Raw genomic sequence first — 20,899 nt, forward strand, 5'->3', positions numbered from 1 at the left:
CGAATCTAGCCGACCGGACCCAGGACCGGAGTGATCTCCGCGCGAATCAGGGCGCGCAGAGTATCGGCGTCGATCGGCCCGGCCCGCAGCCCGTGCCGCAGCCGGCGATCACGGAGCCGGCGCGGGCCGGCGCGGTAGAACCGTTCGGCCAGCGCGCGATCCTTGCGCAACCCCGCCCGCACGAAGTCCGGCCGGCCGGCTGCCCGCTCGAGCAAATCGGCGGGCAGCTTGGCCCTGGTGCCGGAGAGGAACCGGTGCAGCGGTTCGCGCAGCGCCGGATCGACCGGGACCGCGTACGTGTCCGGCGCCGACCGGGTCAGCGCCGCCGGGGTGTGCGAGCCCGTCGAGGACGCGGCCCAGAGCAGCCGAAGCAGCGCCGTATAGCCATCACTGCAAGCGATCCCGAGCGGCGCGCCCTTGCCCTTGCCGAGGTGCGGGAAACAGCCGTAGCTCCGACCGGTGCCCGGGCGGGCCGGGCAGAGGGTGAACCGGACCCGGTCGTGCTGATCTTCGGTGATCGTGAGGTACGGCGAGCGCGGCAGAGTGGCCGGGTCGCCGTCCCGGCGCCGCTGCGCGTTGTGCGCCGGCCGCAGCGCGAAGATCAACTCCTCCTCGCGCCAGGACGCCTCCACCTCGTCGTTCGCGACCTCCCAGACGATCCTCCGGACCAGGACATACTTCTGGTCCAGCCAGTAGTCCGACGGCCTCGCCGCCGCGTGCTGGCGCAGCCGCTGCCGCAGGTCGGTCGCCCTGCCCACGTACAGGATGTCGTCCGACGCGCCGAGAAAGAGATAGATCCCGGGCTCCCGCGGCGCCTGCCGGGCGGCCGCGTTGATCATTTCGAGCCCTTGCGTCACCATCCCATCCTGGGGTCTCGGCCCACCCGAGAGTCAAGGGGATGCGAGAGTCGTGGCATGAGCGGAACCCTGTTCGTGCTGGCCGGTGGTCAGGCGGCCGGCAAATCGACGCTGTGCCCGGAGCTGGTGCGGCTCGCGGCGGGCCCGATCGTGCTGGACATGGACGAGTTGCTCGACGACGGGGTTCTGCTGGGGCACCGGATCGGTCCGGACCTCCCGCCGGACATCGGCGCGGACTACGACCGGCTCTGGACGCGCGTCGTCGATCTTGTCCGTCGCGCTGGGCACCCGGTGATCTTCCTCTGCCCGACTCCCCGGGCGAGTGTGCTGGCGGCTGGGGAGCCGTTCGGTTCCTCGGCCCACTGGGCCCGGCTGGCCTGCGACCGCGCGGTGCGCGAGCAGCGGTTGCTGGCCCGGGGCTGGTCGGCGGCCGAGGTCGCGGAGTTCCTCGAAGATCCCGGTCACGCCGAGATCGAGGCGCTGATCCCGCGCGAGTTCCGTACCGACCGATCGAGCCCGACCGAGATCGCCCGCGACGTGCTCGCCTGGGTGGACGAGACTCAGTCCGGCGTGAAGGGCGTCAGGCAGAACGGGTGAACCGGCCGGATCCAGGAGTCCGTCCGCAGCTCTTACGCTGAGCGGGTGGGGTCGGAGGACGTACGCGACGTCGCTCGGCGCGCCGAGCTGGCCGAGGCGGTGATCGCTCGTCTCGCCGGCGTGCCGGGAGTGGTCGGGGTGCGGCCGTTCGGGAGCCTGGCCTCGGGCCGCGCGGACGCGTACTCCGACATCGATCTTGTCGTCGAACTCGACGGCGTCTCGGACCTGACGTTCGCCCAGGAGATCCCTGATCATCTCGCGCCACTCGGTCGGCCACTGATCACTGGTTGGGGACTGGATCGACTCCCCGACACCTATGTCCGGACGATCTACCTCGCCGACTACCCGCTGTTCTGGCACCTCGACATCGGGTCCGCCGGCCCGTTGCACGAGGCCGATGCTGATCTTGGTCGCCGCTACCACTGGCCGCAGATCTTCAAGATGTGGATCGCCGCGGTCAAGGATCAACTGCGCGGCCGGCCCGAACGGACCGCGGACTTCCTGCGGCACATCGCGGCGTGGGCCGACCTGTCGAGGTTGTCCGGCCCGGACGCCGTACGTCTCGGGCAGTCCCTTGAGCTCTGTGTCGAACGGGCCCGAGCTCGCGGTGCTCCCTGCGCAGAGATCTACCGCCGGTGCGCGGAACTGCGGGCGACACACGTGCCGGGCTGGGACGGGACGTGACGCCTTCCTGGGGCACGGAGGCCTGGCGCGCAGCGGCCGAGCGATGGGCGCGGGACCGACTAGGGGACCTGGGCCTGGAACCGACCGGTCCAATGGCCGAGGTCTCCGTCCAGGCCTGGTCGGCAGTCTGGCGGCTGCCGACCCTGGAGGGCCCGGTGTTGATCAAGCAGACCACGCCGGCTCATCGGCACGAAGGGCTGGCGGTGACCTTCGCGGCCGACTGCGAACCGAAGCTTGTTGATCAACCGCTCGCCGTCGACCCGTCCACCGCTCGGTACCTGCTGCGCGACGATGGCCCGACTCTCTTCGAGGGCGACCCTGATCATCGAGGGGTCCACGTCGAGACGATCACCGCGCTGCTCCGGGATTATGCCGGACTCCAGCAGGCCACGGTCGGCCGCGGCCGGCAGGCGGCCGAGGCGGGAATCCCCTTCTGGGACTGCGCTGTCGCCGGCCGGAGCGCAATGGAGCTCTCCGATCGGCTGCACGAGTTCCCGGCCTCGGACCCCCGGCACGTTTCGGCTGAGCAGCTGCACCACATCCGCTCCGCCGCCGCAGACCTCGATCGGGCCGCTGAACGGCTGGCGGCCTCGCCCTTACCGGTCTGTCTTGATCACGGCGATCTCTGGCCGGGCAACGCGCTGCCGCCCCGCCCCGGTCGGCCCCACTACCGGCTGATCGACTTCGGCGACGCCGCCTGGACTCATCCGTTCCTGTCGCTGATCATGATGATCATCGAGTGCCACTACCGCTGGTCCGTTCCTGATCTTCCCGGCACGCTCAACCTCGACTACCCGGTGCTGCACCGGATCGTCGACGCCTACCTGGAGAGCTGGACGGAGTACGCTCCGTTGCCCGAGCTGCGGATGATCATGGCCGACGCGCTCCGACTCGCGCCGCTGCGGAGGAGCCAAGCCTGGATCACCAACCTCGCCGAAGCGGACGAGGCCACCATCGCCAGGCATGGCCGGCTGCCCTGGAGCTGGCTCAAGGACGTGGCCCTCCCGGTGACCGGCCTGATCAGTTCGGCACGAGGCGGCAGCTGGTGAAGTTGTCCACAGATCCCTTGTTTTGTTGGGTTTCTGTCAGTCCGGTGCGGTAGAATGACATGCATGTTCGAATCGTTGGAGTCGAGGGCTGCGGGTATGGGGCCGACGACATCCTGAAGGCCGCGGGCGGGGTGAAGCGTGCCCGGATCGCGGCCGCGAACGAACTCCTGGTGTGGACGGCGGCCTGGGCGGATGCGCACCCGGCGGAGTCGATCATGGAATCGGGTCCTGGAATGGCCCAGGCGATCCGGCCCGGTGGTGAGGGGACCCCGGCGGTGAATGATCTGGCGATGCTGGAGTTCGTGACCAAGATCGGCAAGAGTCATGCCGCCGGGATGGTGTTCATCGGGGATGTGTTGGATCTGCGGCATCGGTTGCCGCTGCTGTGGGCGCGGGCGATGCGGTGTGAGGTGGAGGAGTGGCAGGCCTGCAAGATCGCCCGGTTGACCCACCACCTGACGGTGGGACAGGCGGCGGAGGTGGATCGGGCGGTCGCGCAGTGTGCCGGGAGGCAGCCGTTCGGGAAGTTGCGGGACGTGGCCGAGGCGGCGATCTTGCGGGTCGACGGTGACCGGGCCCGGGCCGAGTATCAGCGGCGGCGCAAGCAACGCGGGGTGTGGTTGTCGCAGACCGACGACAACGGTCTGAAGGGCGTCTTCGGCCGGTTGGAGCCGTTGGCGGCGGCCCGCCTGTTCGGCAGGGTGCAGGAGCTGGCGGATTGTCTGACCGAGGGCACTGCTGATGAGCGGCGCGCCGAGGCGTTCGGCCTGTTGGGTGATGTCGGCGCGCTGACCAGGCTGCTGGCGAAGCGGCGGCAGCCGGAACTGTTCGACGACGACCTCGCCGACGCGGTCGCGGCCCTGACCCCGGACGACGAACCCGATTCCGTGGTGGAGGAGTCCGAGGTCCATCCGGCTCTGCGGGACCGGTCAGTGTCGGTGGACGTCGAGGAGATGATCTTCGCGGAGGCGGTCGAACGGCTCGTCGCCGAACTGGATCCCAAGCTGCTGATGCCGACGTCGACCGTAGTGGTGCACATCTCCGCCGAAGACCTCGCCGGGTCCGAGGGTGTGTGCCGGGTGCCCGGGGTCGGTCCGGTGCTGAAGAGTGTGGTCGGTGAGTGGCTCGGTCATGATCGGGTGGTGGTGCGGCCGGTGATTGATCTCAACGATGCCCCACCACCCGTGGACGCCTACGAGATTCCCTATCGCCACCGTGATCACGCGTTCTTGCGGCAACCGGCCAGTGCGTTCCCGTGGTCGACCGCGGCCCGGAGGCTCGATCTTGATCACACCGACCCGTACCAGCCGAACGGCCCGCCGGGTCAGACCCGGGTGGAGAAGCTCTGTCCGTTCTCGAGGTTCGAGCAGTTGAGTCGGCCTGGGGCGCGGTGTCGGGATTGCTCCCGGTCCGTTTCCCCAGGCCGCTCTCCGAACCCGGCGTGCGTGTTTCCACGCACCGGGCTCTCCATGGTTCTGCCGGTGGGTTGGTTCAGACAGTGTGGGTCCAGGGGTTGGGGATCTTGTAGCCGCGGTAGCGGTAGCGAGTGATCGGTTCCGCTGCCGGGTTGAACAGTACGATCCCGTCCGCGCTGATCGGCCTCCATCTTCCGGTGGGGGTGACGAGCCAGCGTCGGACGTCCTTCCATTTCCAGCGGTGCCGGGTTCGCATCATGTGCACGATCCGCCACCCGGTAAACCAATAGAGGTGGCTGAAGGTGTGTTTCGCGACGGCGTGCTTGAAATAGTTGGTCCAGCCGCGACTGATCTGGTTGATCCGGATCAGCACGTTCCTGAGCTCTTGCTGTGACGTTCTGGGGGTCAGGGCACGAATCTTGTCCCGGATCGACCGGATCGGTCGTTTCGCGACGAAGGTGTAGACGTACCATCTCTGCGTTCCTCGTTTTCGTTTCCACTGGATGTGGAACCCGAGGAAGTCGAACCCCTCACTCATGTGCACGATCTGGGTTTTCGCCTCTGACAGCGTCAATCCGATCGGTGCAAGCACCTGAATGATCTTCTCGTGTAGGCCCTCGACATGGGCCCGTTCACCGTGGACCAGAACGACGAAATCGTCGGCGTAGCGGACGATCCGCCAGTTCGGCTCACCTTTCTGGACCCGTGTTTTACGTCGTTGCTGAGTCGACATCGACCCGCCTGGCTGCCATGGCTGCTGGACGTGCTCGTCGAGCACTGACAGCGCAATATTGGCCAGGAGCGGGGACAGGATGCCGCCTTGCGGAGTGCCGGTGTTGGTGTCCTCAACCTCGCCGAGTTCGGTCAAGATCCCGGCTTTGAGGAACGCCTTCACCAGCCGCAACACGCGCTTGTCTTTGACCCGGAGCCGCACCCGGTCCATCAGGGCCGCGTGGTCGATCCGGTCGAAACACGCCTCGATGTCAGCATCGAGCACCCAGCGGTATCCGTTGGTGCCGTACTGGTGGATCTCGGCGATTGCGTCGTGTGCGCGCCGTTCGGGCCGGAACCCGTAGGAGACCGGCTGAAAGTCGGCCTCGAAGATTGGTTCCAGCACCAGCTTCAACGCGGCCTGGACGACCCGGTCAATCACCGTCGGAATCCCCAACCGGCGGACCTTCCCGGCCCCGCCCGGTTTGGGAATCTTGCGTTCCCGCACCGGTTGCGGCCGAAACTCCCCAGACTTGATCAAGGAGCGTAGATCGTCCAGGAACCGCGTGACTCCGACCTCGCGTTCGATCCGGGCGACTGTCCACCCGTCCGAACCCGCCGTCACAGCTCCGCGATTGCCCGCGACCCGATCCCACGCCATGATCAGCGTGGCCGGGTCATGCACGAGATTAAACAGATCGTCGAACCGGCGGCCGGGATCGGCCACCGCCCAACGGTGAAGTTTGGCCTGAATCCCCGATACCCGCCGCCGAGGACCATCCGGCACTATCGGCAGCGAGGCGTCCCCGTTCGGGGCAGCGTCTTTCGGCATGACAATCTCCAATTCTCTTCTCGATACCACTGCCGCCCTTCGCCCTGTGACCGGCTCTCCCGGACTCCGATGGCGGGTCGTGACTCCCGCGACTACTACGACGGCTCCGCCCCGTCCCCGACCGATCGGTCGACGGTGAACCCAGCCCCCACGCTCACACCGGCTGTGTGGCGTTCTGAGGCGGACCGGGGACGGTTCCCGTGTTCACTTGTTGATCGCTCGACGAAGGAGGCAGCCGACTTGGACCCTGCGACCTCGCTGTGGCTACGCCACAGACCTTCACCACAGCCTTCCTATCGCCGCTCGAATAGCTCCAGGAAGTTCCCCACAAGATCACCAATCGATGATCAACAGCGGGTGCGCGTCGCATCCGGCCCTGATCCGCCAGGTTTCGAGCCGGTGTGTCATTGAGGGACGTATACGCCGGTTTCTCGCGTCTACCTTTCCGTCCTCGCTAGCCGGACCCGCACCATCTGGCAGTACTGACACGTCCCGGCATCGTCAGGGCCGCTTCCACCCATCCCGGCACCTCCCGGGACAGGCTGCCCTCAGCTTCGCAGTCCTGCTGCGACAGAACCACGGTGCAGGCCTCTCACCTCCACTCGATCAACAAGCGCCTCACGGCGCACTCGTGCGGTGACGCATGGAGGGTGGCGGAGGCGGAGACCGGATCCGACGACGATGATCTTCCGGTCACCGCACGGGAACGTGTATCTGACGAACCGTACCGGCACTCATGATCTTGGTGACGGGCCAGTCGCCCACACCCTCTGGACCGCGATCTCCCGCTGAGCCGGTCAACCTGGCTGCTCGGAGAAGTTGCCGGCGCGACGGACATGGACATGGGTGCGTGGCCGCGGCGGCACCTCGCGGAAGTAGCGCTTGGTCAACTCCGGATTATCGGATCGCCCGAATCCATGATCAGATTCTCCGTTGCTCAGTGCAGGGTCGCGTCGGCCCCGTCTCGAAGCCATGGCGCGACCGTTGTCAGTGCTGGATCAACCCGCCGACCCGGACCTCCGCGACATGGCCGGTCGGCGGGAGTTCGCGGGCCAGGGTCAGCCCGACGTCCACCAGGGACGATCTCGGCAACGCGGCCACGGCGTCGAACGGCGTCCAGGCCAACGCGGTGGTGTCCCCGTTCGGCTCCGGGCGAGGCTCCCCGCCGGTGATCCGGACCCGATAGAAGATGCCCACGTTCTGGTGCTCGACTCCGGCCCGGCTCTCGGCGGCGGGAATCACTCGGGAGTCGACGCCCAGCAACCGCTCAACGACGGCGCTGTGCCCGGTCTCCTCGCGCACCTCGCGAACCACGGTCTCGAAGGGATCCTCGCCCTGCTCGACCCGCCCGCCCGGCAGCGTCCAGGCGCCGCTCGCGTGATGGACGAGCAGCACGGCTTCGTCCCCGATCGCGATGGCGTACGCCGCCAGCCGGAAGCTCATGTCTGTCCCGAGCTCAGGCGTCCTTCGGATGGATGTCGACCATCCAGGCGATGCCGAACTGATCGGTGCACTGCCCGTACTCGTCGCCCCAGGCCTGCTTCTCCAGGGGCACTCCGACGGTGCCGCCGGCCGAGAGGTGATCGAAATAGCCGCGCAGCAGGGCGTCCTCGTCGCCGCTGAGACTGATCGTCACCGTCGTGCCCGGCTTGTGCTCCATGCCGGGCATCAGGTCCGAACCCATCAGCGTGTAGCCGCTCGGCGTCTTGAGCATGGCGTGCATGATGCGGTCCTTGATCGCGACGTCCTCGGCGCCGAACTCGCCGAACGTGTTCATGGTCAGTTCGCCGCCGAACACCCGCTGGTAGAACTCCATCGCCTCCTTCGCTTCGCCGTCGAAGCTGAGGTACGGATTGAGAATCGAGGTCATGGCCCCTCCTTGGTGTCGTCCTGTGGGTCACACGCTAGACCCGGTTTCCGATGGCACCGGAAAGGCTGCGGGCGAACAGTTGTACGGTCTCGCGCCGCGAATGGCCGAGCAGCCCGTGCTGCCACGCGCCCGCCAGCAGCATCCACAAGGTCAGTGACACCCAGTCCGGCGGTAGGTCGGGGTCGATCGACCCGTCCTGCTGACCGCGCAGGATCACGCCGGTCAGTCCGCGGTCGGACTCCTCGGCGTCGGACCAGGTGTCCGGGTCGACGAGCGCGTTGTCGGAGAAGATCAACGAGAGCACGCTGCCGAGCTGGAGCAGCTCCTCGCTGAGCCGCAGGATCGCCTCGAGTCCGGGCCCGTCGTCGGGATGGGCCCGGATGGCGGCGACGGTGAACTGGCGATGACACTCCTCGCTCACCGCCGCCAACAGCGCGGCCCGGTCGGCGTAGTAGCGGTGCAGGGTGGACCGGCCGATGCCTGCGGTGGCACAGATGTCGGCCAGGGTCGCGTTCCGGTCGCCCGCCCAGGTCTCCATCGCCGCTTCGATGATCGCCCGCCGGGTGCGCGCCGACGTCCGGGACTCCGCGTCCGTCGAGTCGGCCGGCGGGGGAGGCTCGGCCCGGCCCGGGGTCTGTGCTGGCACGAACGCAATGTACCGCTGTGGCACCTGGCTTGCCAAAAATGGCACATCAATGTTTCATTGGGCACGTGAGCGAGAAGACTGCGGACGAGGCGATCGAGCTGCGAACGAAGGGCGTACACCAGGCGATCCTGTTCGCCGGGGCGGTCGTCGCCGGCCTGCTGCTGGGCTGGATCGCACCCCTGGTGATCAACTGGGCGCTCGGCATCGGCGGCCTCCCGTTCGAGAAACCGATGGAGTTGCTGCAGCGGGTCATCAACTCCTGGGGAGCCTGGGTGCTGATCGTCGTCGGCGGGGTCGCCGGAGCGGTGTTCGGACTGGTCATGCTCGGCGGCCTCGTCGGGCTCCGGGTCACCGCCCGCGACCTGACCATCGTGGTGGGATCGGACAAGACCAGGTTCGCCCGCTCCCAGGTGGCCGCGGCGCTGTTCGACGAGGGCCACCTGGTGCTGCGCGACCCGCAGGACGTCGACCTGATCCGGAAGAAGCTCGACGTCTCCCAGCAGGACGTGCTCGCGGCGCTGCGCCGGTACGACTGGCCGATCGAGGACTGAAATCATCGGCGGCGGACCGGGAAAGCTAGACTGCGGGCAGCATCATGACTGACCACGCGAACCCGTACCGAATCCTGCTCCGGGCCCACAAGGACCCGCTCCGGGTCGCCTCGGCCGAGGCGACGCTGCGGCAGGACCTGATCGGCGGCAACACCGGCAACCTGGTCTTCAGCCAGTCCGTACGGCGCCTGCTCTCCACCGAGCAGGCCCAGATCACGACCGGGATCTTCCGGCACCCGCCGGACCGGATCAACGCCGACTTCGATCACCTGGTGATCCCGCTGGCCAACGCGTTCCGGCCCACCTACGCGGACCGGCTGGACCGGCTGTCCGAACTGCTCGAGCAGCTGACCATCCCGGTCACCGTCGTCGGCGTCGGCGCCCAGGCCTCCCTGGGCGGTCGGCGCCGCGATGCCGAGGTGCTGGACCGCGCGGTCAGCCGGTTCGTCCGCGCCGCCCTGCGCAAGTCGCCGACGATCGGCGTCCGTGGCGAGTTCACGCTCGACTATCTGAACTCGCTGGGCTTCGGCGCCGACGAGGTCGAGGTGATCGGCTGCCCGTCGATGTTCATGTACGGGCCCGACCTCAAGATCACCCGCAAGGTCGACGCCCTCACTCCCGAGTCGCCGATCGCGTTGAACATCTCGCCGTACGTCGCCGCGCTCGGCCCGATCTCGCTCGACCACGCGGAGCGCTACCCCAACCTGATCTACCAGGCCCAGAACTGGCAGACGCTGGAGCTGATGATCAACGGGACCTACCCGATGCGCGAGGGCGCCAAGATGCTCACGACCGGAGTCCCGGTCACCCTCGATCATCCGCTGATCCGGCAGAACCGGGTCCGCTTCTTCCTCGATCCGCGCACCTGGTTCGAGCATCTGGCGCAGTACGACTTCTCCTTCGGGACTCGGATCCACGGCAACATCGCCGCTCTGCTCGCCGGGACGCCGGCCCTGGTGCTGGCGCACGACTCGCGCACGCTCGAGCTGGCCCAGTACCACCGGATCCCGCACCGCAAGATCACCGACCTGCCCGAGCGACCGGACGCCGCCGAGCTTTACGCCGAGGCCGACTGGGAACCGCTCAACGCCGGCCATGCCGAGCGCTGGGAGACCTTCGCCGCCTTCCTGGACCGGCACCGACTGCGGCACGTCTACCGGCCCGGTGAGAGCGCCGAGCGGTTCGACGCGGAGCTGGCCGCGGCGGATTTCCCGCCGCCGGTGGAAACCCTGATGGGGGCAGACCCCGAGCGCCTGTACGCACTGAAGCGCAGGGCCGCCAGCGGACCGCGACGCAAGCCGAAGCTGCTCAGGATCGACCGGGACGCGGGCGAGCTGAGCGTTTCCTGGCGGGTCGCCGCCCGTCGGCTCCGGCGGGTCCTCCGCCGTTCGGGGAGCTAGAACCCCAACGAAGCAAGGGGATCCCCGTACGTTGACTGGGGCATCCCCCTTACATGCGATCGCGTACCCAACTGTCGCTGTGCATCGGATGTGACGACAGGCCCTCTCGATGGAGTCTTGTGCCGTCCCGTTCAAGATCACCACAGAGTTGGAGTCCTCCGATGTCAACCCAGACCGCACCGCGACCACTGCCCCAGCCCAACACCGTCCGCAATCCGATCGAGGTCGTGGCCGGCCTGCTGTCCAGGCACAGCGTCTCGATCCTGCAGCGCACCTTCGGCATCGTGTTCCTCGCCTTCGGCGTGCTGAAGTTCTTCCCCGGCGCGAGCCCGGCCGAGGAACTGGCGGGGATGACGATCGAGAAGCTCTCCTTCGGCATCCTCAGCGGCTACCCGGCCGTACTGTTCGTGGCCGTCGCCGAGTGCATCGTGGGCCTCACCATGCTGACCGGCCTGTTCTACCGGTTCGGCGTGGTCGTGCTCGGGATGTCGCTGGCCGGCATCGTGTCGCCGCTGATCCTGTTCACCGACCGGCTGTTCCCGGGCGGACTGCCGACCCTTGAGGGCCAGTATGTGTTCAAGGACCTGATCTTGGTCGGCGGTGCCCTGGTGCTGGCCGCCCAGGCACTCGGTGCCAAGCTCCGTGCCGGCAAGGAAGCATGATCCGAGCAAGATCATCAGCCGTGAACCGGCCCGGCACCCTGCAAGGGGTGACCGGGCCGGTTCGCGTTTCAGCGGCGGCGCAGGCTGCTGGCGATGCTGTAACGATCACTGCGATAGCGGGACCGGGCGAACTCGACGGCGGCGCCGCGGCGCGTGTAGCCGATTCGTTCCACCTCCAGTGCGGGCGTGTACGGCGGCACCGCGAGCAGAGCGGCCTGCTCGGGGTCGAGGACGGTGGCCCGGACCTCCTGATCGGCCCGGTCGATGATGATCTTGTAGTCCCGTTCCAGCGTCTCGTACAACGAGCCCTGCAGGTCGTGCTCCAGCAGATCCGGCGCCAGCGAGGCCACCAGCCAGACGTCCTCCAGGCACATCGGTTGATCATCGGCCAGCCGGATCCGGGACAGGTAGTGCAGATCAGTGCCGGGACTCACCCCGAGTCGCCAGCTCTGCTCGGCCGTGGCGGCGACGGTCGACGCCTGCAGCAGCCGCGCCGCCGGCCGCAGGTTGCGGGCCCGCATGTCCTCGGAGAACGAGGTCAGCTCGGTGCCCTTGCGGATCTGCGGTTCGGCGACGAACGTCCCCGATCCCTGGATCCGGTAGATCAGGCCCTGGGACTCGAGTTCGCGGAGTGCGTGCCGAACGGTGAGCCGGCTGACGCCCAGCTGCTCGCCGAGGTCGCGCTCGGTCGGCAGCCGGTCGTGGGCCTTCGACCGCTGCTCGATCTGCTGGAGCAGGAACTCCCGCACCGTCGCGTGCTTGGTCACAGTGAGCCCATTGTCCACGACCGGACCGTCGCCGGGTCCGGCTCAGTGCGTGTCCGGCAGTCCGAACCGAGCGAAATGATCTTCGCCGAGGAACGACGTGATCGCGGTGATCCGGCCCGACCGGACCTCGAACAGGGTGAGGGACCAGGCGCGGTGCACGGTGTCGCCGTGCAGGCGCAGATAGCCGGCCACCGCGGGGCGGCCGTTCGCCTCGACGATGCGGCAACGCCAGGTGCCGCAGGCCAGCGGAACCCGCGCGGCGAACTCGGCCACCCGCTCGATTCCCTGGTACCACACGGAAACCGGCGGCATCGACCAGGTCACGTCGGCGGCCAGCAGGGCCACCAGCCCGTCCAGATCGCCGTGCTCGAGGGCATTCGCGAAGCCGGTCGCGGCGGCTCGCAGCCGCTCGTCGTCGGGACCCTCGCACGGTTCACCGGGATCCGCCGCGGCCAGCGCCCGGCGGGCCCGCGCCAGTGCCGAGTTCACCGCGGTCGTCGAGGTGTCCATGATCATCGCGATCTCGGCCACGTCGAAGCCGACGACGTCGAACAGCACCAGGGCGGCCCGCTGGTTGCCCGGCAGCCGTTGGCAGGCCGCGACATAGGCCAGTTCCAGGGACTCCCGCCGCTCGAAGCGGTCCGCCGGGGCCGCTGCGCTCGGGTACGGCCCGAGCCAGGCGAGGTCGGTCCGCCCGGGCGGGTCGAGATGAACCCGATCACTCGCCGGTCCGAGGTCGTACGGGAGCGCCCGCCGGCCGCGGGCCTTGATGCTGTCCAGGCAGACCCGGGTGATCACGGTGTAGAGCCACGACCGCAACGCCGCCGGCTCGCCACGGAAGCCGGCGAGTCCGCGCCAGGCCCGCAGCAGCCCGTCCTGGACGGCGTCGTCGGCGTCGTGGGCCGAGCCGAGCATCCGGTAACCGTGCGCATGCAACTCACGGCGCAGTGGTGCGACCAGCCGGTCGAAGGCTGCCGCGTCACCCGCCCGGGCGGCGGCCAGCTCGGCCGCCGCAGGGTCCGGCTCGACCAGGTGCTCGGTCACGTCACCCGGCTCAAGTTCCGTTGGCCGAGGTGGCCTTCCGCTCCCGCAGCCGTTCCCGGACCCGGAGCACGATGAAGATCACCACCGCGGCGACGACGAGGACGATCACCAGCTTGGAGAAGATACCGGCGTATTGATCGACGAGATGCCAGTTCTCGCCCAGCAGGTAGCCGGCGGTGACGAAGATCGAATTCCAGATCAGGCTGCCGGCGCCGGACAGCAACAGGAACAGCGGGATAGGGAACCGTTCGATCCCGGCGGGGATCGAGATCAGGCTGCGGAAGATCGGGATCATCCGGCCGAAGAACACCGTCTTCGCGCCGTGCTTGGAGAACCAGGCCTCGGTACGGTCGACGTCGGCGACCTTGATCAACGGAAGCTTGACCGCGATCTTGCGCATCCGATCCCGGCCGAGCGCCGCGCCGATGCCGTACAGGGCCATCGCTCCGACCAGCGAACCCAGCGTCGTGAACAGGATCGCCTGCCAGATCGGGAAGATGCCGCGGCTGGCCGCGAAGCCGGCCAGCGGCAGGATCACCTCGCTGGGAATCGGTGGAAACAGGTTCTCCAGGGCGATGGCGATCCCGGCGCCGGGGGCGCCCAGCCGCTCCATCAGCTGGACGGCCCAGTCGGCGATCAGGTCGAAGTCGATTGGCACCCGCCAAGACTAACGAGTTGGCCAAGGTCCGAAGTCGACCTCGGGTCATACTCCGGCCACTGCCGTCTCAGACTCCGGTTCGGTCCGCTCCGCGATCCGCAGCGCGGCGACGAGTTCTCGGTACAGCTCGTCGGTGGCGAGCAGCTGCCGATGATCACCGATCGCCCGAATCTTGCCCTCGTTGAGGACGACGATCCGGTCGGCGTCCAGCACCGTGGACAGCCGGTGCGCGATGGTCAGCACGGCATGATCGCGGGCGAGCTCGGTGACACACGCGGTGACCGCAGCCTCGGTCAGCGCGTCGATCTGCGCCGTCGCCTCGTCCAAGATCAACAGATCCGGTGAGCGCAGGATCGCCCGGGCCAGCGCGATCCGCTGCCGCTGGCCGCCGGAGATCGTCGACCCGTTGAGCTGGCTGTCCAGCCCGTCCGGCAGCTCGTTGATCAACTCGGTGAGCTGCACCTTGGCCAGCGCGGCCCAGATCTCCGCCTCGGTGGCGTCGGGATGGGTGAAGGCGACGTTCTCCCGGATCGTTCCGGGCAGCACCGGCGTTTCCTGTTCCACATAAGCGATCCGGGACCGTACCTCGGTCGGCGTGAAGTCCTGGTACGGCCGCGAGTCGAGCAGCAGCCGGCCCTGCTCGGGCTCGACGAATCGCAACAGCAGCGACACCAGCGTGGTCTTGCCGGCGCCCGACGGGCCGACGATCGCCAGCTGTCCACGGCGGGGGAGGTCCAATTCGATCTCCGACACCACCGGCCGGTCCGGCCGATAGCCGAAGCCGACCCGTTCGAAGCGCACCAGCGGCCCTTCCTCGGCGACCGGCAGCGGCCGGACCTCGGACGTCGCTGCCTCGGGTTCGAGCGCCTCGACCTCGCGGATCCGGCCGGCCGCGGCGATCCCGGACTGCAGGGCGGTGACGTTCTGGCTGAGTTCGGTGATCGGACCCATCAGCCCGAACGCGTACAGCAGGAAGGCGACCAGGCTGGACACCGCCAGATCGCCGGTGGCCACCCGCCAGGCACCGAAGCCGAGGATCGCGATGATGGCCAGATTGATCCCGGAGAACGAGATGGTCCAGGCCGTCGCCTCGAGCCGCACGGCCCGGATGCTGTGAGCGGCCGACTGCTCGGCAGCGGCACCGATCGCGGCGTCCTGCCGGTCCTCGGCCCGGCTCGCCTTGACGGTACGGATCGCGCGCATGGTCCCCTCCAGCAGCGCGCCGAGCCGGCCGACCTGCTCCTGGGCGGCCTCCTGGGCCTTGGCCAGCCGCGGCATCAGCAGGCCGAACAGGGCCGCCACCACGACCACCGCGATCACCGTGGTGCCGAGCAGCACCAGGTCGAGCACGGCCATCAGTGCCAGCGTCCCGACCAGCATGATCGCGCCGTTGACCAGGCCGATCACGCTCGAGGCCGCCGCTTCCCGGAGCAGCACGGTGTCGGAGGTGACCCGGGTGACCAGCTCGCCCGGCTGTCGCACCGTGACCTGGGGCAGCTTGGCCCGGAGCAGCCGCCCGACGACCGAACGGCGGGCGTCCCGGACCACCTGCTCACCCAGCGTGCCGAGCAGGATCCACTGCCAGAGCGAGACCGCGGCGCCGACGACCAGCAGAACCAGCAGGCCGAGCACCGGTGTGGCCAGCGAACCGCCGGCAGCCAGGGTGTCGAGCACCCACTTGGTCACCATCGGCGTGGCCAGCCCGGCCGCGGACACGACCAGGCCGAGGACCAGTCCGAGCAGCAGCCGGCGGCGGTGCGGATAGGCGAACGACCAGAGCACCCGGAGGCGGGCGAAGGAAGGCTTGTGGGTCTCCATGGTCAGGAATGGTACAGCACTGTTCCATTACGACAACCGAATTTCCGTATAGGGTAGCGATGTTCCATACGTGTACCGTGTTCGCGAAGAAAGGGGCGATGTGACCGAAACCTCCGCGGCCGAGTCCGGCACCCGGGCACGCACCCGGCGCGCCATCATCGACGCCGCCGTCGCCCTGCTGGCCCGCAACCCGGGCGCCTCGATGTCCGACGTCGCCGTCGAGGCGGGCGTCGGCCGCACCACCGTGCACCGCTACTTCGCGGAGCGGTCGGAGTTGATCACCGCGCTGACCGAGGAGGCCGATCGCCGCGTCGAGGAGGCCACCGAACGGGCCCGGCTGAGCGACGGCGCGGCCGACCAGGTGCTGGTCCGGCTCTGTCAGGAGTACTTCGAACTCGGCGACTGGCTGACCCTGATGTTCACCCAGTCCATCCAGCCGGACAACGAGGAGTTCTGGACCGAGGAGGGCGGCCCCGCCGAAGAGGCGCTGGCGGAGTTGATCATGCGCGGCCACCGCGAGGGGTCGATCGACGACGCGATGTCGCCCGACTGGCTGTCCGGGCTGCTCTGGTCGCTACTGTTCACGGCCTGGGCCCAGGTCCGGGCCGGCACGATGAACCGGCACGCGGCGACCACGCACTGCCTGGACACCCTGCGCAAGATCATCCGGCCGCGTTGACCGTCAGCTGGTACGGCGTCGTGGTCGAGACCTTGATGAACCCGTAGCGTTCCAGGATCGGCCGGGAGCCCTCCGTCGAATCGCTGTTGATCATGGTCCGGCCGAGCCGGATCGCCGAACGGGCGCGGGCGGCGGTCAGGGCACGGTAGATCCCGCGGCCGCGCCAGCCGGGCCGGGTCGCGCCGCCCCAGATGCCGGCGAATTCGGTGCCCGGTACGGGTTCCAGGCGGCCGCCGCTGACCGCGACGCCGTCGGCCTCGGCGATCCAGACCTCCAGCAGGTCGTCCTGGGCGAGACGCTCCTGCAGGGCCTGTCGCAGCGGCTCGGCGTCGATCCCGAACACGACCGCCTCGAGCTCGCAGAACTTCCGCAGTCCGGCCTCGTCCTCGACCCGGTGCAGGGCGACGCCGTCGGGCAGCGGCACGTCGACCGCCAGTGCCGCCGCGTCGCCGATCATGATCGACTCCGGCTCCTCCGGCGTGAAGCCGTGCTCCAGCAGGGATTCGTGCAGTTCCGGTGCGTGATCATGGCCCCGGGTCTTCCACTCGACCGTGGTGATCGCGGGGTCGGCGCGGTAGTGGTCGACCGCGGCCGCGACGAGCTTCCGTACCCCGTCGGCGTCGGCGCCATCAAGATCGCGATACGTGATGAACCCGCGGCCGCCCGCGTTCTTCACCAGCCACAGCGGACCGAGCCGGTTCAGGGCCAGCGCGCCCTGGGCCTCGGCGCTGGTCCGCAACTGCCGGTCGTAGGCGGCCAGCAGCCGCGCGTTCTCGTCGTTCACCCGGGCAGGCTACCCGCCGGCCCGAGGGTGCTCAGAGACGCCAGTAACCCATGAAGGCGACGGACGCCTTGGGCACGCCGAGGTCGTTCACGAGCATGCGCCGGAGGGTGCGGATCATGGCCGCCTCGCCGGCGATCCAGGCGTAGTTGCCCTGCTCGGCAACGTCCCACGGCTCGACGTCGGGATCCTCGTCGTCCGTCGCGACGACGGTCCCGCTGCCGGCCTGGCCACCGAACAGTTCGGCCGCGTGGTCGGCGAAGCAGTCGATCATGGGCCGGCCGACCGGGGCGCCGTCGCGGACCAGCCACTCGACGCGGACGCCGCCGGGCTTGATCAACTCCAGCCGGTCGTCGGCGTGCGGCACCTCGATGATCGCCTTCCCGCGGACGTCGTGCGGGACCTGTTCCAGGATGGCGGCGATCGCCGGCAGCGCGGTCTCGTCGCCCGCCAGCAGCATCGGCGTCCCGGCCGGCGGCGGTACGAACTCGACGCCGCCCGGATCGCCGTCGTAGCGGCGATTCGGGCCGAGCACGGCGACCGGATCACCCTCGGCGACCTGGCTGGCCCAGGCCGACGCCGGCCCGTTGATGCCGTGCCGGACCAGGTCGATGTCCAGCTCCGCGGGATCGCTGCGGAACGCACGCACGGTGTAGGTGCGGATCGGGTTCTGCTGCTCCGGCGGCTGCAGCCGCCACTGCTCGTACCAGTCCGCGCCGGTCGGGAAGTCGGCGAAGCCACGGCCCGGCACGGGCAAGATCAACTTGATCCGCTGGTCATAGCGGCTCGGCCCGAAGTTCTCGAACTCGGGGCCGGTGCAGGTGATCCGGATCATCGACGAGGAGAGCTCGACGACTCGGGAGACGCTGCCGAGGAAGGAGGTGTAGGGCCGGGTGTCGACCGGCGCAGCCGGTGCGGTTTCGATCACGGTCACGGACTGAATCCCCTTGGATGACGTGGCGAGCTTAGGCGAGCCTCACCTACCGTACAGCACATTCTCGGGCCGTGCACCGGAGTGTGACGAAGGTCTTGGTTCTGCGGCCCCGGCGGGTTAAGGTTCTCCTCAGGTCTCGGGGGAGGCCTTATGCGTGGGGGAAATGTGCTTTCGGGGGTTTGTATGAGTTTGGGCTATTTGGCCTGCTCGTTCGACCTGCTCAACGTCGGTCACCTCGACCTGATCGCCCAGGCTCGCAGCCTGTGCGATCGGCTGATCGTAGGCGTCTACACCGACGAGGCGATCGAGCGCGCCGACGGTCGGCCACCGGTGGTTCCGCTGGCCGAGCGAACGGCGTTGGTCGGCCATGTGCGCGGCGTCGACGAGGTCGTCGTGCACGATGCCGTGCCTGGATCGGCCGCAGCGGCGACGCTGCTGCTGATCGATGGAGACTCGGTTGATCGCTCGCGGCCGTTCGGCGTCCGGGAGATCGACCTGACTCCGCGGCGGTCGACGGCGAGCCCGGCTCTGCAGGCGGCCTTGCGTTCCGAACGCGCCCCACGCGCGGAACACGATGGTGCCGTGCCGATACCGGCCTGAATGATCATGGAGGGCCCTGATGGGCATGCGGGGTGCGCGGCCGACCTTCCGGTCCTCGCTGGGTGAGCTGCGCTCCGCGCAGAAGTCGGCCAAGGGGGCGCCGCCGTACTCGCTGTTCGTCAACCGACCGGTCGGCCGGGTGTTCGCCGCGTCGGCGTACCGACTCGGGCTGACGCCGAACCAGGTCACCGGGCTGAGCGCCGTCTTCACGTTCGCGTCGATCACCGTGCTCGCGCTGGCTCCGCCGGTCTGGTGGCTCGGTTTGCCGGTCGGCGCCGGCCTGATGATCGGGTACGCCCTCGACTCGGCCGACGGCCAGTTGGCCCGGCTGCGCGGCGGCGGCAGCCCGGACGGCGAGTGGCTGGACCACATGATCGACGCGGTGAAGGTGGTCGCCGTCCACCTGGTCGTGCTGATCGCCTGGTTCCGCTACGCCGACCGGTTCGTGCCGGCCGTGCCGGAGCCCCTGTTGCTGGTCCCGCTCGGCTTCGCGCTGGTGTCCAGCGTGCACTTCTTCGGAATGATCTTGGTCGACCTGATGGGCCGGCTGGCCCGGGCCGAGCGCGGTGAGCCGCCGCCGCAGCCGCAGGCCGCCTCTTTGATCAAGACTCTGCTCAAGCTGCCGACCGACTACGGGCTGCTCTGTCTGCTCTTCCTGTTCTGGGGCGTTCCCTGGGTGTTCGGGATCGGCTACACGCTGATGGCGGTCGCGACCGCCGGCTATCTCCTTCTGGTGGTGATCAAATGGCGTTCCGACGTGCTGGCGCTGAGCCGGGTCGCTCCGTGAGCGGGTCGCGTCGAGCCCTGGTGGGTTACGTGCCGGGGGCCTGGGACATGTTCCACATCGGACACCTCAATATTCTGCAGCGGGCCCGGGCGCACTGCGACCGGCTGATCGTCGGCGTGGTCACCGACGAGGTGCTGGAGTCGGCCAAGGGCAAGCGGCCGGTGGTGCCGTTGGTGGAGCGACTCGAGGTGGTCGGCGCGCTCGACCTGGTCGACGAGGTCGTCGTCGATCACGCCAGCGACAAGCTGGACGCCTGGCGCCGCTACGGCTTCGACGTGATCTTCAAGGGGGACGACTGGCGGGGCACGCCGAAGGGCGACCGGCTGGAGCAGGCGATGGCGTCGGTCGGGGTGATCGTGCGCTACTTCCCTTACACGGCGCACACCTCGAGCACCGTTCTGCGCACGACCGTCACCGGGCGGGCCTGACATGGCCGGCGCGACGTTGCGGATCGCGATGATCGGGACCCGCGGCGTACCGGCCCGGTACGGCGGCTTCGAGACCGCGGTCGAGGAGGTCGGCAGCCGGCTCGCCAAGCGCGGTCACGACGTCACGGTGTTCTGCCGGCCGGACCCGGACGGGCCCGGCGAGGAGCATCTCGGGATGCGCCGGGTCGAGTTGCCGATCGTCCGGAAGCGGTCCCTGGAGACGCTGGCGCACACGGCGCTGTCGGTGATCAATCCGGCGCTGCGGGACGTCCAGGTGGCCCTGGTGTTCAATGCGGCCAATGCGCTGCTGCTGCCGGTGATCCGGGCTCGCCGGATCCCGGTCGCCACCCACGTCGACGGCCTGGAATGGCAGCGGGGCAAGTGGGGCGCGCTGGGTCGTCGGTACTACCGGCTGGCCGAGCGGCTCGCGGTGCGCTGGTCGGACGACCTGATCGCCGACGCCCGCGGGATCGCTGACTACTACCGCAGCGAGTTCGACGCGGCGACGACCATGATCGCGTACGGGGCGCCGATCAATCACTCGCCGCTGGCCGACCGGCTGGCCCCGCTCGGCCTGGAACCGGACGGCTACCACCTGGTGGTGGCCCGGTTCGAGCCGGAGAACCACGTCCGCGAGATCGTCGCCGGCTACGCGGCAAGCGGTGCCCGGCTGCCGCTGGTCGTGGTGGGCTCGGCGCCGTACGCGGAGGCCTACACGGCCCGGGTCGAGGCGGCCGCCGACGACCGGGTCCTACTGCTCGGAGCGATCTGGGACCAAGATCAACTCGACCAGCTGTACCGGCACTGCCGGACCTACCTGCACGGCCATTCCGTCGGCGGTACGAATCCGTCGCTGCTCCGGGCGGCCGGTGCGGGGGCATACCCGATCGCGTACGACGTGATCTTCAACCGCGAGGTGATCGGACACCACGGCGGCTACTTCACCGAGCCGGCCGACGTGACCGCGGAGATCATGGCCGCGGAACGGGAACCGGACCGGGTCCGGGTGGCCGGCGCGGCCCTGCAGGCGGCGATCCGGCGCTACGACTGGGACGACGTGACGGACGGCTACGAGCAGCTCTGCCACCGGCTGGCCGCCCGGTCGCCGAATCCTCGCTGAGCGGGCGGT

At 68.9% G+C, this 20,899-nt stretch carries 23 protein-coding genes; 12 read left to right on the forward strand and 11 right to left on the reverse strand.

Translation table 11 applies throughout. The annotated features are described in order from the left end of the window. Positions 1–5: 5 nt before the first annotated feature. Positions 6–839, reverse strand: a complete 834-nt coding sequence (locus BKA15_RS21250) for a GIY-YIG nuclease family protein (RefSeq protein WP_179754119.1) — start codon at positions 837–839, stop codon at positions 6–8. Between the two features lie 75 nt (positions 840–914). Between BKA15_RS21250 and BKA15_RS21255 the strand changes: the two genes are divergently transcribed. The 4 genes from BKA15_RS21255 (at position 915) to BKA15_RS21270 (ending at position 4,737) form a co-directional block, all read left to right on the forward strand. Next, positions 915–1,454 (forward strand): P-loop nucleotide/nucleoside kinase family protein, encoded by a 540-nt coding sequence (locus BKA15_RS21255; protein WP_179754121.1) that lies wholly within the window; start codon positions 915–917, stop codon positions 1,452–1,454. A gap of 45 nt (positions 1,455–1,499) precedes the next feature. Further along, on the forward strand, positions 1,500–2,138 hold the full coding sequence (locus tag BKA15_RS21260; RefSeq protein WP_179754123.1) for a nucleotidyltransferase family protein: 639 nt from the start codon (positions 1,500–1,502) through the stop codon (positions 2,136–2,138). A 92-nt stretch (positions 2,139–2,230) separates the two neighbouring features. Further along, positions 2,231–3,187: a phosphotransferase family protein gene (locus BKA15_RS21265; RefSeq protein ID WP_179754125.1), complete on the forward strand. Its 957-nt coding sequence runs from the start codon at positions 2,231–2,233 to the stop codon at positions 3,185–3,187. A 59-nt stretch (positions 3,188–3,246) separates the two neighbouring features. Continuing rightward, entirely contained in the window at positions 3,247–4,737 is a 1,491-nt protein-coding gene (locus BKA15_RS21270; RefSeq protein WP_179754127.1) for a 13E12 repeat family protein, read from the forward strand. On the opposite strand, the gene ltrA is transcribed toward BKA15_RS21270, so the two are convergent. From ltrA to BKA15_RS21290, 4 genes are all read right to left on the reverse strand, one after another. Continuing rightward, positions 4,679–6,040: a group II intron reverse transcriptase/maturase gene (gene ltrA / locus BKA15_RS21275; RefSeq protein WP_312878799.1), complete on the reverse strand. Its 1,362-nt coding sequence runs from the start codon at positions 6,038–6,040 to the stop codon at positions 4,679–4,681. The genes BKA15_RS21270 and ltrA overlap by 59 nt on opposite strands. 1,092 nt (positions 6,041–7,132) lie before the next feature. Then, the gene (locus BKA15_RS21280) at positions 7,133–7,588 is read right to left on the reverse strand and encodes an NUDIX hydrolase (protein ID WP_179754129.1); all 456 of its coding nucleotides are present in this window, start codon (positions 7,586–7,588) and stop codon (positions 7,133–7,135) included. A gap of 13 nt (positions 7,589–7,601) precedes the next feature. Continuing rightward, positions 7,602–8,015, reverse strand: a complete 414-nt coding sequence (locus BKA15_RS21285; protein ID WP_179754131.1) for a VOC family protein — start codon at positions 8,013–8,015, stop codon at positions 7,602–7,604. Positions 8,016–8,049: 34 nt separating this feature from the next. Beyond that, the gene (locus tag BKA15_RS21290; RefSeq protein WP_179754133.1) at positions 8,050–8,661 is read right to left on the reverse strand and encodes a TetR/AcrR family transcriptional regulator; all 612 of its coding nucleotides are present in this window, start codon (positions 8,659–8,661) and stop codon (positions 8,050–8,052) included. A gap of 65 nt (positions 8,662–8,726) precedes the next feature. Here BKA15_RS21290 and BKA15_RS21295 point away from each other — a divergent pair, with 65 nt between their 5' ends. The 3 genes from BKA15_RS21295 (at position 8,727) to BKA15_RS21305 (ending at position 11,274) form a co-directional block, all read left to right on the forward strand. After that, positions 8,727–9,212, forward strand: coding sequence for a YqeB family protein (locus BKA15_RS21295; RefSeq protein WP_179754135.1), 486 nt, complete (start codon positions 8,727–8,729; stop codon positions 9,210–9,212). A gap of 44 nt (positions 9,213–9,256) precedes the next feature. Then, on the forward strand, positions 9,257–10,612 hold the full coding sequence (locus BKA15_RS21300) for a polysaccharide pyruvyl transferase family protein (RefSeq protein WP_179754137.1): 1,356 nt from the start codon (positions 9,257–9,259) through the stop codon (positions 10,610–10,612). A 161-nt stretch (positions 10,613–10,773) separates the two neighbouring features. Beyond that, complete coding sequence (locus tag BKA15_RS21305) at positions 10,774–11,274, forward strand: DoxX family membrane protein (RefSeq protein WP_179754139.1); 501 nt, start codon at positions 10,774–10,776, stop codon at positions 11,272–11,274. A 68-nt stretch (positions 11,275–11,342) separates the two neighbouring features. Here the strand turns inward: BKA15_RS21305 and BKA15_RS36945 are convergent, their stop codons facing one another. The 4 genes from BKA15_RS36945 to BKA15_RS21325 are packed head-to-tail and all read right to left on the reverse strand — an operon-like array spanning position 11,343 to position 15,561. After that, entirely contained in the window at positions 11,343–12,059 is a 717-nt protein-coding gene (locus BKA15_RS36945; RefSeq protein WP_179754141.1) for a GntR family transcriptional regulator, read from the reverse strand. 24 nt (positions 12,060–12,083) lie between these two features. Further along, positions 12,084–13,085: an RNA polymerase subunit sigma-70 gene (locus tag BKA15_RS21315; protein WP_312879180.1), complete on the reverse strand. Its 1,002-nt coding sequence runs from the start codon at positions 13,083–13,085 to the stop codon at positions 12,084–12,086. A gap of 10 nt (positions 13,086–13,095) precedes the next feature. Further along, on the reverse strand, positions 13,096–13,743 hold the full coding sequence (locus tag BKA15_RS21320) for a DedA family protein (protein WP_312879181.1): 648 nt from the start codon (positions 13,741–13,743) through the stop codon (positions 13,096–13,098). A 45-nt stretch (positions 13,744–13,788) separates the two neighbouring features. Then, positions 13,789–15,561, reverse strand: coding sequence for an ABC transporter ATP-binding protein (locus tag BKA15_RS21325; RefSeq protein ID WP_179754143.1), 1,773 nt, complete (start codon positions 15,559–15,561; stop codon positions 13,789–13,791). A gap of 100 nt (positions 15,562–15,661) precedes the next feature. On the opposite strand from BKA15_RS21325, the gene BKA15_RS21330 reads away from it, so the two are divergent. Then, positions 15,662–16,240, forward strand: coding sequence for a TetR/AcrR family transcriptional regulator (locus tag BKA15_RS21330; protein WP_179754145.1), 579 nt, complete (start codon positions 15,662–15,664; stop codon positions 16,238–16,240). Here the strand turns inward: BKA15_RS21330 and BKA15_RS21335 are convergent. Further along, positions 16,224–17,024: a GNAT family N-acetyltransferase gene (locus BKA15_RS21335; RefSeq protein WP_312879182.1), complete on the reverse strand. Its 801-nt coding sequence runs from the start codon at positions 17,022–17,024 to the stop codon at positions 16,224–16,226. The two genes, BKA15_RS21330 and BKA15_RS21335, sit on opposite strands and share 17 nt — an antisense overlap. A gap of 31 nt (positions 17,025–17,055) precedes the next feature. Continuing rightward, positions 17,056–17,955, reverse strand: a complete 900-nt coding sequence (locus tag BKA15_RS36950) for a siderophore-interacting protein (protein WP_218871507.1) — start codon at positions 17,953–17,955, stop codon at positions 17,056–17,058. A 183-nt stretch (positions 17,956–18,138) separates the two neighbouring features. Here BKA15_RS36950 and BKA15_RS21345 point away from each other — a divergent pair, with 183 nt between their 5' ends. Genes BKA15_RS21345 through BKA15_RS21360 form a run of 4 tightly spaced genes read left to right on the forward strand, consistent with a single transcriptional unit; the run spans position 18,139 to position 20,890 of the window. Continuing rightward, on the forward strand, positions 18,139–18,555 hold the full coding sequence (locus tag BKA15_RS21345; protein ID WP_179754147.1) for an adenylyltransferase/cytidyltransferase family protein: 417 nt from the start codon (positions 18,139–18,141) through the stop codon (positions 18,553–18,555). Between the two features lie 19 nt (positions 18,556–18,574). Then, positions 18,575–19,342, forward strand: coding sequence for a CDP-alcohol phosphatidyltransferase family protein (locus tag BKA15_RS21350; RefSeq protein WP_179754149.1), 768 nt, complete (start codon positions 18,575–18,577; stop codon positions 19,340–19,342). Beyond that, positions 19,339–19,770, forward strand: coding sequence for an FAD synthase family protein (locus BKA15_RS21355; protein ID WP_312879183.1), 432 nt, complete (start codon positions 19,339–19,341; stop codon positions 19,768–19,770). The genes BKA15_RS21350 and BKA15_RS21355 overlap by 4 nt, the downstream gene beginning before the upstream one ends. A 1-nt stretch (position 19,771) precedes the next feature. Beyond that, the gene (locus BKA15_RS21360; protein WP_179754153.1) at positions 19,772–20,890 is read left to right on the forward strand and encodes a DUF1972 domain-containing protein; all 1,119 of its coding nucleotides are present in this window, start codon (positions 19,772–19,774) and stop codon (positions 20,888–20,890) included. Positions 20,891–20,899 lie beyond the last annotated feature (9 nt).

It is taken from the genome of Microlunatus parietis, assembly GCF_013407955.1.
GTDB classification, from domain to species: domain Bacteria; phylum Actinomycetota; class Actinomycetes; order Propionibacteriales; family Propionibacteriaceae; genus Microlunatus; species Microlunatus parietis.